The 13946-nt window shown below is 71.2% G+C and carries 12 protein-coding genes and 1 tRNA gene; 3 read left to right on the plus strand and 10 right to left on the minus strand.

Going from position 1 to position 13946, the window contains the following annotated elements:
* Nucleotides 1-171: 171 nt before the first annotated feature.
* The 3 genes from ABZ370_RS20175 to pgsA are packed head-to-tail and all read right to left on the minus strand — an operon-like array spanning nt 172 to nt 2938.
* Nucleotides 172-1332 carry a glycosyltransferase family 4 protein gene (locus tag ABZ370_RS20175; protein ID WP_358622511.1) on the minus strand — a complete coding sequence of 387 codons (1161 nt, stop codon included), beginning with the start codon at nt 1330-1332 and terminating at the stop codon, nt 172-174.
* Nucleotides 1329-2273, minus strand: coding sequence for a phosphatidylinositol mannoside acyltransferase (locus ABZ370_RS20180; RefSeq protein WP_358622514.1), 945 nt, complete (start codon nt 2271-2273; stop codon nt 1329-1331). The genes ABZ370_RS20175 and ABZ370_RS20180 overlap by 4 nt, the downstream gene beginning before the upstream one ends.
* Nucleotides 2270-2938, minus strand: a complete 669-nt coding sequence (pgsA, locus tag ABZ370_RS20185) for a phosphatidylinositol phosphate synthase (protein WP_358622516.1) — start codon at nt 2936-2938, stop codon at nt 2270-2272. Before pgsA ends, ABZ370_RS20180 begins: the two co-directional genes overlap by 4 nt.
* A 206-nt stretch (nt 2939-3144) precedes the next feature.
* On the opposite strand from pgsA, the gene ABZ370_RS20190 reads away from it, so the two are divergent.
* Entirely contained in the window at nt 3145-5355 is a 2211-nt protein-coding gene (locus tag ABZ370_RS20190) for an elongation factor G-like protein EF-G2 (protein ID WP_358622517.1), read from the plus strand.
* 177 nt (nt 5356-5532) lie between these two features.
* Entirely contained in the window at nt 5533-7188 is a 1656-nt protein-coding gene (locus ABZ370_RS20195; protein WP_358622519.1) for a hypothetical protein, read from the plus strand.
* A 57-nt stretch (nt 7189-7245) separates the two neighbouring features.
* Here ABZ370_RS20195 and ABZ370_RS20200 read toward each other — a convergent pair whose 3' ends face one another.
* The 4 genes from ABZ370_RS20200 to ABZ370_RS20215 all read right to left on the minus strand — a co-directional run bounded on the left by ABZ370_RS20200 (nt 7246) and on the right by ABZ370_RS20215 (nt 11895).
* Complete coding sequence (locus ABZ370_RS20200; RefSeq protein WP_358622522.1) at nt 7246-7806, minus strand: HIT domain-containing protein; 561 nt, start codon at nt 7804-7806, stop codon at nt 7246-7248.
* A 151-nt stretch (nt 7807-7957) separates the two neighbouring features.
* The gene (gene thrS, locus ABZ370_RS20205; RefSeq protein ID WP_358622525.1) at nt 7958-9934 is read right to left on the minus strand and encodes a threonine--tRNA ligase; all 1977 of its coding nucleotides are present in this window, start codon (nt 9932-9934) and stop codon (nt 7958-7960) included.
* Between the two features lie 126 nt (nt 9935-10060).
* A complete protein-coding gene (locus ABZ370_RS20210) occupies nt 10061-11263 on the minus strand; it encodes a hypothetical protein (RefSeq protein WP_358622853.1) in 1203 nt (400 codons plus the stop codon).
* Between the two features lie 53 nt (nt 11264-11316).
* Nucleotides 11317-11895, minus strand: coding sequence for a DUF4365 domain-containing protein (locus ABZ370_RS20215; protein WP_358622527.1), 579 nt, complete (start codon nt 11893-11895; stop codon nt 11317-11319).
* Between the two features lie 162 nt (nt 11896-12057).
* On the opposite strand from ABZ370_RS20215, the gene ABZ370_RS20220 reads away from it, so the two are divergent.
* Nucleotides 12058-12783, plus strand: a complete 726-nt coding sequence (locus ABZ370_RS20220) for a 3'-5' exonuclease (RefSeq protein ID WP_358622529.1) — start codon at nt 12058-12060, stop codon at nt 12781-12783.
* A gap of 45 nt (nt 12784-12828) precedes the next feature.
* Here ABZ370_RS20220 and ABZ370_RS20225 read toward each other — a convergent pair whose 3' ends face one another.
* From ABZ370_RS20225 to ABZ370_RS20235, 3 genes are all read right to left on the minus strand, one after another.
* Nucleotides 12829-13209, minus strand: a complete 381-nt coding sequence (locus ABZ370_RS20225; protein ID WP_358622532.1) for a VOC family protein — start codon at nt 13207-13209, stop codon at nt 12829-12831.
* A 111-nt stretch (nt 13210-13320) separates the two neighbouring features.
* A tRNA-Val gene (locus ABZ370_RS20230) sits at nt 13321-13395 on the minus strand.
* 65 nt (nt 13396-13460) lie between these two features.
* Nucleotides 13461-13940 carry an SRPBCC family protein gene (locus tag ABZ370_RS20235; protein ID WP_358622534.1) on the minus strand — a complete coding sequence of 160 codons (480 nt, stop codon included), beginning with the start codon at nt 13938-13940 and terminating at the stop codon, nt 13461-13463.
* Between the last annotated feature and the right edge of the window lie 6 nt (nt 13941-13946).

The following is a 13946-nucleotide window of genomic DNA, read 5'->3' on the forward strand; positions in this document are numbered from 1 at the left end:
GCTCCGCCTTAGGGTCTGTCGTTTGGATCAGGCCGGATCAGGGAGCGGGATCTGGTGCGTGCAGCTGCAAGGCGGAGGAGGGAGTCGACGCGGAGCGTCGGCGAGTGACGACAACGCCGCAGATGCGCGTGCCAGATCCCGCGAGCCCGGCCCTGATCCAAACGACAGGCCCTAGTCCCGGGTCAGGCCCAGCCGGGTCAGGAGGCCGATGCGGTCATCGGCGTCCACGGAGGACGCGCCGTCGCGCACCGTCTCGTAGACCGCCAGGATGTCCGCCCCCACGGTCGACCAGTCGAAGCGCCGCACATGGCGGCTGCCCCGCTCCCGCAGCTCGGCGAGCCGGTCCGGGTCGCCCAGCAGCCGTACCGCGGCGGTCGCCAGCGCGTCCGCGTCCTCGTTCGCGAACAGCTCACCGGCCGCTCCCCCGTCCAGGACCTGGGCGAAGGCGTCCAGGTCGCTCGCGAGGACCGGTGCGCCCGCGGACATGGCCTCGACCAGGATGATGCCGAAGCTCTCGCCGCCCGTGTTGGGCGCGATGTACACGTCCACGCTGCGCAGGAAGCGCGCCTTGTCCTCGTCGCTGACCATCCCCAGGAACTCGACCCGGTCCCGCAGCCGCTCCGGGAGCCCCGCGACCGCCTCCTTCTCGTCGCCGCGCCCGGCGACCAGCAGCCGGGTCCCGGGCCGCTCGGCGAGGATCTTCGGCAGGGCGCGCATCAGCACCGGCAGCCCCTTGCGGGGCTCGTCGATACGGCCGATGAACCCGATCGTCTCGCCCTGCCACTCCTCCTTCGGCTCGGCGTCGGCGAAGAAGCCCACGTCGACACCATTGGGGATGACGACGGCGTCGCCGCCCAGATGCTCGACCAGGGTCCGCCGCGCGTACTCGCTGACCGCGATCCGCGCGCTGATCTTCTCCAGGGCGGGCTGGAGGATCGGATACGCGGCGATCATGGCCCGCGAGCGGGGGTTGGAGGTGTGGAAGGTGGCGACGATCGGCCCCCGCGCCGCCCAGCAGGCGAGCAGCCCGAGGGAGGGCGAGGTGGGCTCGTGGATGTGGATGACGTCGAACGCCCCGTCGTGCAGCCAGCGCCGCACCCGGGCGGCGGACAGGAAGCCGAAGTTGAGCCGGGCGACGGAGCCGTTGTACGGCACCGGGACCGCGCGCCCCGCGGAGACGGCGTAGGACGGCAGCGGAGTCTCGTCGTCCGCGGGCGCCAGTACGGAGACCTCGTGGCCACGCCGGATGAGGTGCTCCGCCAGGTCGCGGATGTGGAACTGCACACCGCCCGGGACGTCCCAGGAGTAGGGGCAGACGATCCCGATCCTCAAGGTTTCTCCATTCCAGGACCCTGATCCGGTCCAGAACCGCCATCCGGTCCAGGACCGCGATCCAGGTCGGCGAGCCACAGCCGCTGGAGCATATGCCAGTCCTCCGGGTGTTCGGCGATCCCCGAGGCGAACGCGTCGGCGACCTGCTGAGCCATGACGGCGGTCCGCTCGGCGGGCGTGCCGCTCTCCGGCACCTCGACGGGCGGATACACCCGCCCCCGCATGACCGGGGACTCGTCATACCAAAGGGTGACCGGCAGCAGCAGCGCACCCGTCTGCGCCGCGAGCCGGGCCGGGCCCGCGGGCATCTTCGCCGTCTCGCCGAAGAACGACACCTCCACGCCCGCGGCGGACAGGTCCCGGTCGGCCACCAGAGCGACCAGACCGCCCGCCCGCAGCCGCCGCGCCAGCGTGCCGAACGCAGCTCCGCCCTGATGCGGCAGCACCTCCATGCCCAGCCCCTCGCGGTAGGCGACGAAGCGGTCGTACAGCGACTCCGGCTTCAGCCGCTCCGCGACCGTGGTGAAGGGCACCCCCAGCTTGGTGGTGACCCAGGCCCCGGCCAGGTCGTAGTTGCCCATATGGGGCAGGGCGAGCACCACGCCGCGGCCGCTGTCCAGGCCGTCGACCAGGTAGTGGGCGTCCTTGATCTCGACGCCGTCGCGGATGCGCTCCGGGCTCCACGTGGGGAGCCGGAAGGACTCCATCCAGTAGCGCATGTACGAGCGCATGCCCGCCCGGGACAGCTCGGCCAGCCGCCGCGGCGAGGCCTCCGGGACGACGCGCGCGAGATTGGCCTCCAGGCGCAGCACGCCCTTGCCGCGCCGCTTCCACGTCTGGTCGGCGACGCGCTGCCCGAGCGCCACGGCGACCGGCTCCGGGAGCTTCTTGACCGTGCTCCAGCCGAGCCCGTACAGGGCGTCGGTCAGCCTGTCCTTCACCGTGTCTCGCCCCCCTGGGGCACCGCCTGCTCCGTGGCGTCCGCCTCGGCGGCCTCCCGGCGCACGGTGACCACGCGCTGGACGAGGGTCACGGCGCTGCCCACCGCGACGATCCACAGCGCGATCGGGAGCAGGATCTCGATATGCGGCACGCCGAAGATCGACAGGCCCGAGAGTCCGCAGGCGACCAGCGAGATCACCAGCCGCTCGGCGCGCTCGACCAGCCCGTTGACGTTCACCGGCAGCCCGATGCTCTCGCCGCGCGCCTTGGTGTACGAGACCACCTGGCCGCTGGTGAGACAGAAGATGGTCACCGCACACAACACATTGTCGTCGCCGCCGCCCGCGTACCACAACGCCAGGCCCCCGAAGATCGCCCCGTCGGCGACCCGGTCCAGCGTCGAGTCGAGAAACGCCCCCCAGCGGCTGGAGCGGCCCAGTTGCCGCGCCATATTGCCGTCGACCAGGTCCGAGAAGACGAAGAGCGTGATGACGACGGTGCCCCAGAAGAACTCGCCGCGGGGGTAGAAGACCAGCGCCCCCGCGATCACACCACCGGTTCCGGTGAGGGTCACCGCGTCCGGGCTGACGCCGAGGCGGATGAGCAGGGCGGCGAACGGTGTGAGAACACGCGTGAAGAAAGCACGCGCGTACTTGTTCAGCATGGCCTTCCCGGTGGGTCGATACGGGCCGGATGGTCAAAAGGCCACCGGCTGGCCCATCGTAGCCAGGCGCTACCAGGGCGCCGCGCACCTGTCGGACCGCTCCCACGCCCCTCCCGTGTGATCCCCGGATGTGCGACGTATGGACGCACCGTGACCTCGGTGGAAAGCTCGAAGTATCGCAAGGTGTCGACCGGGAGGCGAGACACATGGGCGAGAAGACGAATACCCACCCAGGGGCCGCCGGAAGGGCAGCGGCGGCCGACCGGCCCAGCTCCCTGCGGAATGTGGTGCTGGTCGGCCACAGCGGGTCCGGAAAAACGACACTCGTGGAGGCCCTCGCGCTGGCGACCGGCGCGATCAACCGGGCAGGACGCGTCGAGGACGGCGGCTGCCTCTCCGACTACGACGAGATCGAGCACCGGCAGCAGCGCTCGGTACAGCTGTCCCTGGTACCCGTCGAATGGGGCGGGGTGAAGATCAATCTCCTGGATACCCCGGGCTATGCCGACTTCGTCGGAGAGCTGAGGGCCGGTCTGCGGGCAGCGGACGCGGCCCTCTTCGTCGTTTCGGCGGCCCAGGACGCGGTGGGCATCGCGGGCGCCACCCGCATGGTGTGGGAGGAGTGCGCGGCGGTCGGGATGCCACGCGCCATCGTGATCACGCACCTGGAGGCGGCCCGCGCCAGCTTCGAGGACATGACGGAGATCTGCCGCCGGACCTTCGGCGGCGACGACCCCGACGCCGTCCTGCCGCTGTACCTGCCGCTGCGCGGCGAACCGGCACCGGACGGGCACGCCCCGGTGACCGGGCTGATCGGCCTGCTCTCCCAGCGCGTCTACGACTACTCCTCGGGGTCGCGGACCGAGACCCCGCCCACCGACGGCCAGGTCCCGCTGGTGTCGGAATCCCGCGACCGGCTCATCGAGGGGATCATCGCCGAGAGCGAGGACGAGACCCTCATGGACCGCTATCTGGGCGGCGAGGAGATCGAGGTCAAGACGCTGATCGACGACCTGGAGAAGGCCGTCGCACGCGGCAGCTTCCACCCCGTGCTGGCCGCCGCGCCCGCCACCGGCGGCTCCCGGCAGGGCCTGGGCACCACCGAGCTGCTGGAGCTGATCACCCGCGGCTTCCCCACCCCGCTGGAGCGCGAGGCACCCGAGGTCACCACCCCGCGGGGCGGCTCCTGCCCGGCGCTGGTCTGCGACCCGGACGGCCCGCTGGCCGCCGAGGTCGTCAAGACCTCCTCCGATCCGTATGTCGGCCGGATCTCGCTGGTCCGGGTCTTCTCCGGGACGCTGCGCCCGGACGAGACGGTGCATGTCTCGGGGCACGGCCTGGAGGACCGCGGCCATGAGGACCACGACGTGGACGAGCGGGTGGGCGCCCTGTCCACACCGTTCGGCAAGCAGCAGCGCACGCTGTCCCAGGCCATCGCGGGCGATCTGGCGTGCGTCGCCAAACTGACCCGCGCCGAGACCGGGGACACACTTTCGGCCAAGGAGCGGCCGCTGCTCATGGAGCCGTGGCAGATGCCCGACCCGCTGCTGCCCGTGGCCATCGAGGCGCACAGCAAGGCGGACGAGGACAAGCTGTCGCTGGGCCTGTCGCGGCTGGTGGCCGAGGACCCGACGATGCGGCTGGAGCAGAACCCGGACACCCACCAGGTGGTGCTGTGGTGCCTGGGCGAGGCCCATATGGACGTCGCGCTGGAGCGGCTGCGCGCCCGCTACGGGGTACAGGTGGACGCCGTCCCGTACAAGGTGGCGCTGCGCGAGACGTTCGGAAGCAAGGCCTCCGGGCGCGGGCGGCACGTCAAGCAGTCCGGCGGGCACGGCCAGTACGCGATCTGCGAGATCGAGGTGGAGCCGCTGCCGGGCGGCTCGGGCATCGAGTTCGTGGACAAGGTCGTCGGCGGCGCGGTCCCCCGGCAGTTCATCCCGTCCGTCGAGAAGGGGGTACGGGCCCAGGCGGCACGCGGCGTCTCCACCGGAAACCCGCTGGTCGACGTGCGGATCACGCTGCTGGACGGCAAGGCGCACTCGGTGGACTCCTCCGATGCCGCGTTCCAGATGGCGGGTGCGCTCGCCCTGCGCGAAGCGGCCGCCGACACCTGGATCGAACTGCTGGAACCGGTGGTCAAGGTCGGCGTGCTGATCTCCGACGACTATGTCGGCGCCGTCATGAGCGATCTGTCCGGGCGGCGCGGCCGGGTCGTCGGCACCGAGCAGTCGGGCGGCGGCCGGACCTTGATCCAGGCGGAGGTCCCGGAGATCGAGATCGGCCGGTACGCGGTCGACCTGCGGTCGCTGTCCCACGGCACCGGGCGGTTCAGCCGCTCCTACGCCCGGCACGAGCCGATGCCGCCGCAGGTCGCCGAGCGGGTGCGCGGCGAACGGGCCGAGGCCGGGGCGTAGTTCACGGGCCGCCGTACGCCGCCCGCCCCAACTCGGCCGGGGCGGGGCGGGCGGCGGGCGGCGCGCGCCTGTGAGCGGGGAAGTTATCCACAGGCCACCACGCCCTGGCGACAGGCGGTACGCACCCCGGATACGCTGAGGTCGCAGCGCAAGCAGCGTGCGGTATTGGGGGCGTTGGTGACGGACGGATTCGATTTCAGTCCCGGGGCACAGGTGCCCCTGTCCGGGTCTGCGGGAGAGACGGCGGCGACACAGGCGCTGGCCTCTGCCGCGTACCGTGACGACCCGGTGGCGAAGCTGCTGGAGGCCAACTCCGAGTGGACGGTCTCGGAGGTGAAGGCACCCAAGATCTCGCTGTTCGAGCCGAACCTGGGCGAGGCGTTCTCGCGCGCCGTGCAGCTGCGCATGCTCGGCGGCGGCCGCAACCAGGTGATCCAGTCCTTCGGCATCGAGCCGCAGACGGTCGTCGAGCACTGCCTGGCCGCCAACCGGATACGCAAGGTCCGCGACGCCCGGCTCACCGTCGTCATGGTGATCTTCGGGCTGCTGTTCCTTCCCGGGGCGCTGCTCTGGCTCGGCGCCTTCCAGCTGCGCCGCTCGGTGGCCGGCGCCCAGGACAAGCGGATGGGAGCGCTGGGCACCGCCCTCATGGCAGCGCTCGGCATCTTCGTCCTCATCTTCCTGGTCAAGCTGCCCTTCGGCGGCTTCTGGGGCATATATCTGCGGGGCGTGGTGGTCGCGCCGGTGATCGGCTGGTACATCGCCAAGCAGATCTGCGAGCGCACCGCCAAGGAGCTGCGGGACTACTGGGGCGGGCTGGTCTCGGGCACCGGAGTCGGCGCCAAGGTGCCCGAGACGGTGCCCAACCACCCCGGCCAGACCTCCGCCGAGGAGCTCCGCAAGTCGCTGCACAAGCTCACCGCCGAGCAGTACAGCAACGTGGTCTTCTACGCCGGCGCCAAGGGCATACTCGGCATGGGCACCCGCTGGGGCAGCTGGCAGCTCGCCGAGGACCTTGTGTCGGCCGACCCCGACAAGGAGATCGACCCCTTCCGCAGCTGGGACGTCATACGGGCGATCCACGACCAGCTGCGCCTGCTGGAGCGCACCCCGCTGCACACCGGCGGCTTCACCGCCCCGCCCCAGGTGCGCCACTGGGTGGTCTCCGCCGTCACCGAGGGCGCCAAGTCGGTCGAGCGCGGCGGCACTTCCGAAGGGGAAGGTTTCCAGATAAAGGGCGTCGAGCTGCAGCGGATCTGCGATCAGCAGCAGTTCGGCGCCGGTGACCGGCACTACCTGGGCGTGCAGTTCGTGCTGTGGGACGGCCAGTTGGTGATCACACTCATGATCACGGTGACGCTGCTGCACAAGACGATGCGGATCGAGGTCACCGGGCATGCGCTGGGGCCGGTGAACCCACTGTTCCGCGGCAAGCCGTCCGCGCCATCGAAGACGGTCCCCAAGACCTTCCGGTTCTGGGAGACCAAGTCGATCCCGCTGCCGCTCGTGAAGCCCCAGGAGGTGGTGCGGCTCGCCGCGCGCGCCCCCTTCACCTGGTACCCGCCGATCCTCGACCACCTCGGCGGCAAGCTCGTGCTGCCCGAGCCGTTCGGTCTGCGGCACGCCTGGGCGGACAAGCCCTGGCGGCACCGCTTCATGGCGGACGACGCGCTGCGGACCGCCGCCCCCGTCCTGCGGGTGGTCCACGAGGCGGCGATCGGCGTACTCAAGCACCACGGTGTGGACACCGAGCGCTTCGGCAACCGCTCGCTGACACTCAGCGGCCAGGTCCAGGAGGCGTCGCCGAAGAAGGCCGATCTGTACGACGCGTAAGACGCGTAAATCGCAGGGCCCGGCGGCGGTGCCGCCGGGCCCATGGGCAGGGGGTCGCTACGGCTTCGGCCAGGCGTCGGCGAGCAACCGGCGGGTGTCGGCGAGAAGTTGCGGCAGCACCTTGGTGCGGCCGATGACCGGCATGAAGTTGCTGTCGCCACCCCAGCGGGGCACCACGTGCTGGTGCAGATGGGCGGCGATCCCCGCCCCGGCGACGGTGCCCTGGTTGAGCCCGATGTTGAAACCGTGCGCGCCCGAGGCGGTGCGCAGCGCGGTCATGGCGGTCTTGGTGAACTCCGCCAGCTCGATCGTTTCCTCGGCGTCCAGCTCGGTGTAGTCGGCGAGGTGCCGGAACGGGACGATCATGAGGTGGCCGCCGGTGTACGGGTACAGGTTGAGCACGGCGTAGACGCGCTCCCCCCGGGCGATGATCAAGCCGTCCTCGTCGGACTTGTCCGGGATGGAGCAGAACGGACAGCCATCGCCCGACCCCGGGCCCGTGGGCTTGTTCTCGCCCTGGATGTACGCCATCCGGTGGGGCGTCCACAGGCGCTGGAACGCGTCCGGCGTTCCCACTCCGATCTGCTGTTCCGGGTCACTCGTCATGCGGGCCAGCATATTCGTCCCCGGCGGATGGGGGTGCGGTGAGGGGCGGCCCGGCAGGGCCGCCCCTTGTGTATTGCCCCCCCACGCCAGGTGGGGAGCACGTTAACGCGCCGCACATCAGCAAGGCGAAGCTCGGATCACCCCCGCCTACGCGGGGACCACATCACACCTGGGTCCGGCGCTCCACAACGTCAACGATCTCGGCGATGGCCTCGTCACGGGGGATGCCGTTCTTCTGTGAACCGTCGCGGTAGCGGAAGCTGACCGCTCCGGCCGCCACGTCCTCGTCACCGGCGATGACCATGAACGGGACCTTGCTCTTCTGCGCGTTCCTGATCTTCTTCTGCATCCGGTCGGACGACGAGTCGACCTCCACCCTCAGGCCCTTCGCCCGCGCCTGGGCGGCGAACTCCTCCAGGTACGGCACATGGCCGTCGCCGATCGGGATGCCGACCGCCTGGACCGGGGCGAGCCACGCCGGGAAGGCACCCGCGTAGTGCTCCAGCAGTACCGCGAAGAAGCGCTCGATCGACCCGAACAGCGCCCGGTGGAGCATGACAGGCTGCTGGCGCGAGCCGTCGGCCGCCGTGTACTCCAGGTTGAACCGGGCGGGCTGGTTGAAGTCGACCTGGATGGTCGACATCTGCCAGGTACGGCCAATCGCGTCCCGCGCCTGGACCGAGATCTTCGGGCCGTAGAAGGCCGCGCCGCCCGGGTCCATGACCAGCTCCAGGCCCTGCTTCTCGGCGGCCTTGCGCAGCTCCTCGGTGGCCTCTTCCCACTGCTCCGGCCCACCGATGAACTTGTCGGAGTCGTCCCGGGTGGACAGCTCCAGGTAGAAGTCGTTCAGACCGTAGTCCCGGAGCAGGTTGAGCACGAAGGTGAGCAGCGAGTCCAGCTCATCCGGCACCTGCTCCTTGGTGCAATAGATGTGCGAGTCGTCCTGGGTGAAGCCCCGGGCCCGGGTCAGTCCGTGGACGACGCCGGACTTCTCGTACCGGTAGACCGTGCCGAACTCGAACAACCTCAGCGGCAGCTCACGGTAGGACCGCCCGCGCGCCCTGAAGATCAGGTTGTGCATCGGGCAGTTCATGGCCTTGAGGTAGTAGTCCTGCCCGTCGAACTCGATGGGCGGGAACATGCCCTCCATGTAGTGCGGCAGGTGGCCCGAGGTCTCGAAAAGGCGCGCCTTGGTGATGTGCGGGGTGTTGACGAACTCGTACCCCGACTCCTCGTGCCGCTTCCGCGAGTAGTCCTCCATCTCCTTGCGGATCACACCACCGCGCGGGTGGAACACCGCCAGGCCCGAGCCCAGCTCGTCCGGGAAGGAGAACAGGTCCAGCTCGGCGCCCAGCTTGCGGTGGTCGCGCTTCTCGGCCTCCGCCAGGAACTCCAGGTACGCCTTCAGCTCGTCCTTGGTCGGCCAGGCGGTGCCGTAGATCCGCTGGAGCTGCGGGTTGCGCTCGCTGCCACGCCAGTAGGCAGCGGCGCTGCGCATCAGCTTGAAGGCCGGGACGCGAGTGGTCGGCAGGTGCGGACCGCGACACAAGTCCTTCCAGCACAGCTCGCCGGACTTCGCGTCGAGGTTGTCGTACATGGTCAGCTCGCCCGCGCCGACCTCGGCGGACGCGCCCTCGGCGGCGTCGGCGGCCGAGCCCTTGAGCCCGATCAGCTCCAGCTTGTACGGCTCTGCGGCCAGCTCCTCGCGCGCGGCCTCGTCGGTGACCGCCCGGCGCGAGAACTTCTGGGCCCTCTTGACGATCTCCTGCATCTTCTTCTCGATGCGCTTGAGATCTTCCGGCTGGAACGGGGTCTCGACGTCGAAGTCGTAGTAGAAGCCGTCCTTGATCGGCGGGCCGATGCCGAGCTTGGCCTCCGGGAACAGCTCCTGCACGGCCTGCGCCATCACATGCGCGGTCGAGTGGCGCAGGATGTCCAGACCGTCCTGGCTGGTGATCTCCACCGGCTCGATCTCTTCGCCGTCGGCGGGCTCGTACGCCAGGTCCTTCAGCTGCCCGGCCACGCGCGCGGCGACGATCGAGCGGTCGCCGGCGAAGAGATCCGCCGCCGTAGTGCCCGTCGTCACCACGCGCTCTTCCCGCTCGGAATCGCGTTGGATGATCACACGGACGTCTGACACCGGTCTCTCCTGACTGAAGGATCACTACCCGCGGCGAATGCCGCGCAGCGAGAATCGTACCGAGCCGACGGGTCCGACCGCGAAACGGTTATCCGCGCGACCGGCGAAGGCGGCGCCCCGGCGCGATCAGGGTTCGCCGCATGCTCCCTCGCCGCACGTCCCCTCGAAGAAGTCGAGGTTCTCCTGAAGCGACTTGAGCAGCCGGTCCCGCTCCCCGTCGTCCACCCGCACCGGGGCGACGCCACCGGCTCCGGTCAGCCGCCGGAAGCCACCGCGGCTCTCCAGCCGCCCGCTCACCCGGATCGGCAGCCCGACCAGATGCGCATGGCCCGCGATCCGGTAGTCGTCCTCGTCCAGCACGATCCGCAGCTTCGCCACGTCCGCCCCGGCCAGCACCCGCAGCCGCACCGTCCCGGGGCCGCCCGGCCCGGCGCGGCCCAGGCGCACCACGGCGCCGGTGACCCGCACGGGTACGGACGGCTCGTCCCGTACGTAGCGGGCCCCGGCCTCGCGCAGCCCCGGCAGGTCACCGGGCGTGAACTCGACCGGTTCGGGCCGGGTGGAGAACCCCGGCGGCGGACCGGCGGCCGGTGACCATGCCAGGGCCATGCGGGCGCCCTCGGTGCCCTGGACGAGCGTGACGACGGCGTCGGTCAGCTCGCGGCTCACCCCCGCCGCAACGGCCGCGTCGAACGCCTCCATACCGCCGGTGGTCCGCTGGTAGTCGACGGCGTCACGCAGCGCGTACAGGGCACGCAGCAGGGCGGCGGTGGTGGCCCGGCCGTCCTCGACGGGGACGAAGACGGTCAGCTGGTGGCCGCCGGAGACGGCGCCCCCGGGGCCGGTCAGCACGCGCTCCAGGGACGCCTCGGCCGCCCGGCGGTGCCGTGCGCCGTAGTACCCGGCTCTGGCCCGGGCGGCGAGCGCCCCGGCCAGCAGGGTGGCCCGGGCGGCGGCGCGCAGCCGCTCCTGGGCGGGCCAGGCGGCGGCGCCACGGGACGCGGGCACCTCGCGCCACCAGCGGATCTCATCGCTGGGCACGGCGAGGCCGGTGAGCACCTCGCGGGCGGAGGGCGCGGCGCTGCGGGCCAGGGCGAGCAGCGCCTCGCCGAGGAGATCGCCGCTGTCGGGGAAGTCGCGGCTCTCGGGCACGAGCAGGCTGGTGCCCGGCAGCCCGCCCGGGGGCGTCCAGCGGGCGTACCGCCCCCGGGCGCCGCCGCGGCGGTGCCAGCCGTGCCGCGCGAGGAGGGCGCCGAGGACGGCGGGGTCCACCTCGCCGGGACGCGGCCCGGGGCCGGGGTCGCGCTCCGGCAGAGGGCCACGGCCCATCAGAGCCTCGCGGTCCGCAAGGGGGTCGCGGCCCATCAGAGGCTCGCCGTCCATCAGGGTCTCCCTCCCGCCCCGACCCGGGTCATGATCTCGCAGAGCGCGCGGTCGTCGAAGATCCGCGAGGTCGGGACCCGCACGGTGGTCCGGCGGCGGCCCGTCACCGGGTGGCCCGCCAGGTTGATCCAGTAGCAGCAGTGCCGCAGTGCCAGACGGTCGTGACCGGCCCGTATCCAGTCGTCCCGGCCGCGCGGCACGATCATCACCACGAGGATCTTGTGCACGGAGACCGGGCTGCGGGCGAGCTTGACCAGATGGTCGTTGTCGAGGGTGAAGGCGAAGGTCGGGCCGGGCGGACGCGGTGCCAGCTGATACGTGGCCTTCAGCTGCACCTTGATCGTCACCTCGTCGTCCACGGCGTGGCCGGGCGCGCTGTGGCTGACGTGCCAGTCGATGCCGTGATCCGGGAAGGGCTGCGCGAGCGAGCAGCCCGCGGCCGCCGCGACCGCGTGCAGATAGCCGACCTGCAGCGTCTCCATGCAGGCGGTGGTGGCGATATGGCCGCGCGGGGGCGCGGTCCGCTCGGGCAGCAGACCGCTTGCCGACGGGGCCGGTTCGGGCTGCGCGAGCGCCATGAGTGTGACGCCTTCCGGTCGTCGCCGGTGTCCGTACATGTGTGTTGTCTCCCCGTCAGATGGCTTGCAAACAGTGGTGGTTCGGCCATCTCCCTCCGGGTATCACCAGGTCGGGGCGGGATGCGGAGGTCATGGGGTACATACGCACGAGGAGTTGAGGCCATGTCGTCCTGGTTCGAGGGGCCGCTCGCCGCGTTCGACACGGAGACGACCGGGGTCGACGTCGAGCACGAGCGGATCGTGTCGGCCGCTCTCGTCGTCCAGCGCGGCACCGGGAGTCTGCCGGAGGTGCGGCGCTGGCTGGTGAGTCCGGGCATACCGGTGCCGCGGGCCGCGACCGAGATACACGGGCTGACCGACGCGCATCTGCAGCGGCACGGCCGGTGGCCCGCACCGGTGATGGACGAGGTGGCGCGGGCGCTCGCCGAGCAGACGACGCGCGGCACCCCGGTGGTGGTGATGAACGCGCCGTTCGATCTGACGCTGCTGGACCGTGAGTTGAAGCGGCATCGCAATGCCACCCTGGCGACGTATCTGTCGCTGCGTTCGCTGTGCGTCCTCGATCCGCGGGTGCTGGACAAGCACCTGGACCGCTATCGCAAGGGGCGCCGCACGCTCACCGATCTGTGTGCGCATTACGGAGTCGAGCTGACGGGCGCGCATGACGCGGCGGCGGACGCGACGGCCGCCCTGGAGGTCGTCCGGGCGGTGGGCCGCCGCTTCGCGTCACGGCTGGAGACGCTGACGCCCGGTGAGCTGCACGCCCGGCAGACGGCCTGGTACGCGGCGCAGGCGCGCGGCCTTCAGGCCTGGTTCGCGCTCAACGGCTCGGACGAGGTCTGCGACCCGGCCTGGCCGCTGCGGCCGGACCTCCCGGCGGCGGCGTAGCCCGGCTGGCCATGGCGGCTGGCCATGACGGGGTAGCCAGGTCGCCTATGACGCGGGGGCGCGCAGCAGCCTGAAGGGGTGCCCGGCCGGGTCGGAGTAGAGGCGTACGTCGCGTATGCCGCCGTTGTCCTTGGTGTCCAGCGGCCGTGCGCCCAGGTCGACGACCTGGCGTTCGGCGGCGTCCATGTCGTCGACCAGGAGTTCCAGATGGGCCTGCTGGGAGTCGTCCGGGCGGGGCCAGCTCGGCGGGGCGTAGCCGTGATCCCGGAGGAAGGACATGCGCGTCCCGCCGGGGACGGCGATGTCGATCCGGTCGAGAATGATCACCGGCGTGATCTCGGCGCCGAGCACGGTGGCGTAGAACTTGGCCAGCTCTTCGGGCTCGGCGCAGTCCAGGGACAGGACGGCTGCGGTGGCGACGGCCATGGGGGTTTCCTCCGATTCATCCGCGGTGTGCACGCGGGTACCCATGTCCGGTGGCGACAAGCCCGGAAAACACACGGGACCGGACCGCCTGCTGGCGGTCCGGTCCCGGATTGGTGGGCGATACTGGGTTCGAACCAGTGACCTCTTCGGTGTGAACGAAGCGCTCTCCCGCTGAGCTAATCGCCCGGGTGTTCTTCCGGCGTCCTGCCCGGTGGAACGACCTGAACAATACAGGTCGGGCGAGGTGTGGTTCAAACCGGATTCCGCCCGGGCCGCCGCCCGGCCGTCCGCCCGGCCAGATCGGCCCGCAGTCCCCGGCGCCCGGCGCGCATCATCAGGGCGTGGTTGGCGCGGAAAAGCGGCCGCCCGAGCACGGCGAAGCGGCGGAGCAGCGGCTTGCGCGCCACCACGTCCTGCTCGAACAGGGCGCGGGTGCCCGCGCCGCGCGCCGTGACCGTCCAGCGGGCCCAGCCCTCCAGGTCGCCGGAGAAGGTGATCCGCAGGGTGCCGCGGGCGGGGTCGCGGTCTGCCTGGGTGACGGTGACGCGCAGGTCGTACGGGACGAGGGAGCGGAAGCGGGCGGTGCCGGTGCGGTCGTCGACCCGCCGCACGTCACGGACCTGGGGCCACCACCGCGGGTAGCCGTCGCCGTCCGCCAGCGCCGCGAAGACGGCGGCGGGCGGTGCGTCGAGGTCCCATCGGCTGCGGAAGCGGTAGTGGCACCAGTCCATGTCCTC

The organism is Streptomyces sp. NPDC005962 (genome assembly GCF_040629205.1).
Classification (GTDB): domain Bacteria; phylum Actinomycetota; class Actinomycetes; order Streptomycetales; family Streptomycetaceae; genus Streptomyces.

Coding starts and splice junctions, on each gene's coding strand:
- pgsA (WP_358622516.1), bottom strand. CDS start 2,938: ATGCTGAACAAGTACGCGCGTGCTTTCTTCACGCGTGTTCTCACACCG.
- ABZ370_RS20190 (WP_358622517.1), top strand. CDS start 3,145: ATGGGCGAGAAGACGAATACCCACCCAGGGGCCGCCGGAAGGGCAGCG.
- ABZ370_RS20200 (WP_358622522.1), bottom strand. CDS start 7,806: ATGCTGGCCCGCATGACGAGTGACCCGGAACAGCAGATCGGAGTGGGA.
- ABZ370_RS20210 (WP_358622853.1), bottom strand. CDS start 11,263: ATGGGCCGTGGCCCTCTGCCGGAGCGCGACCCCGGCCCCGGGCCGCGT.
- ABZ370_RS20215 (WP_358622527.1), bottom strand. CDS start 11,895: ATGGCGCTCGCGCAGCCCGAACCGGCCCCGTCGGCAAGCGGTCTGCTG.
- ABZ370_RS20220 (WP_358622529.1), top strand. CDS start 12,058: ATGTCGTCCTGGTTCGAGGGGCCGCTCGCCGCGTTCGACACGGAGACG.
- ABZ370_RS20225 (WP_358622532.1), bottom strand. CDS start 13,209: ATGGCCGTCGCCACCGCAGCCGTCCTGTCCCTGGACTGCGCCGAGCCC.
- ABZ370_RS20235 (WP_358622534.1), bottom strand. CDS start 13,940: ATGGACTGGTGCCACTACCGCTTCCGCAGCCGATGGGACCTCGACGCA.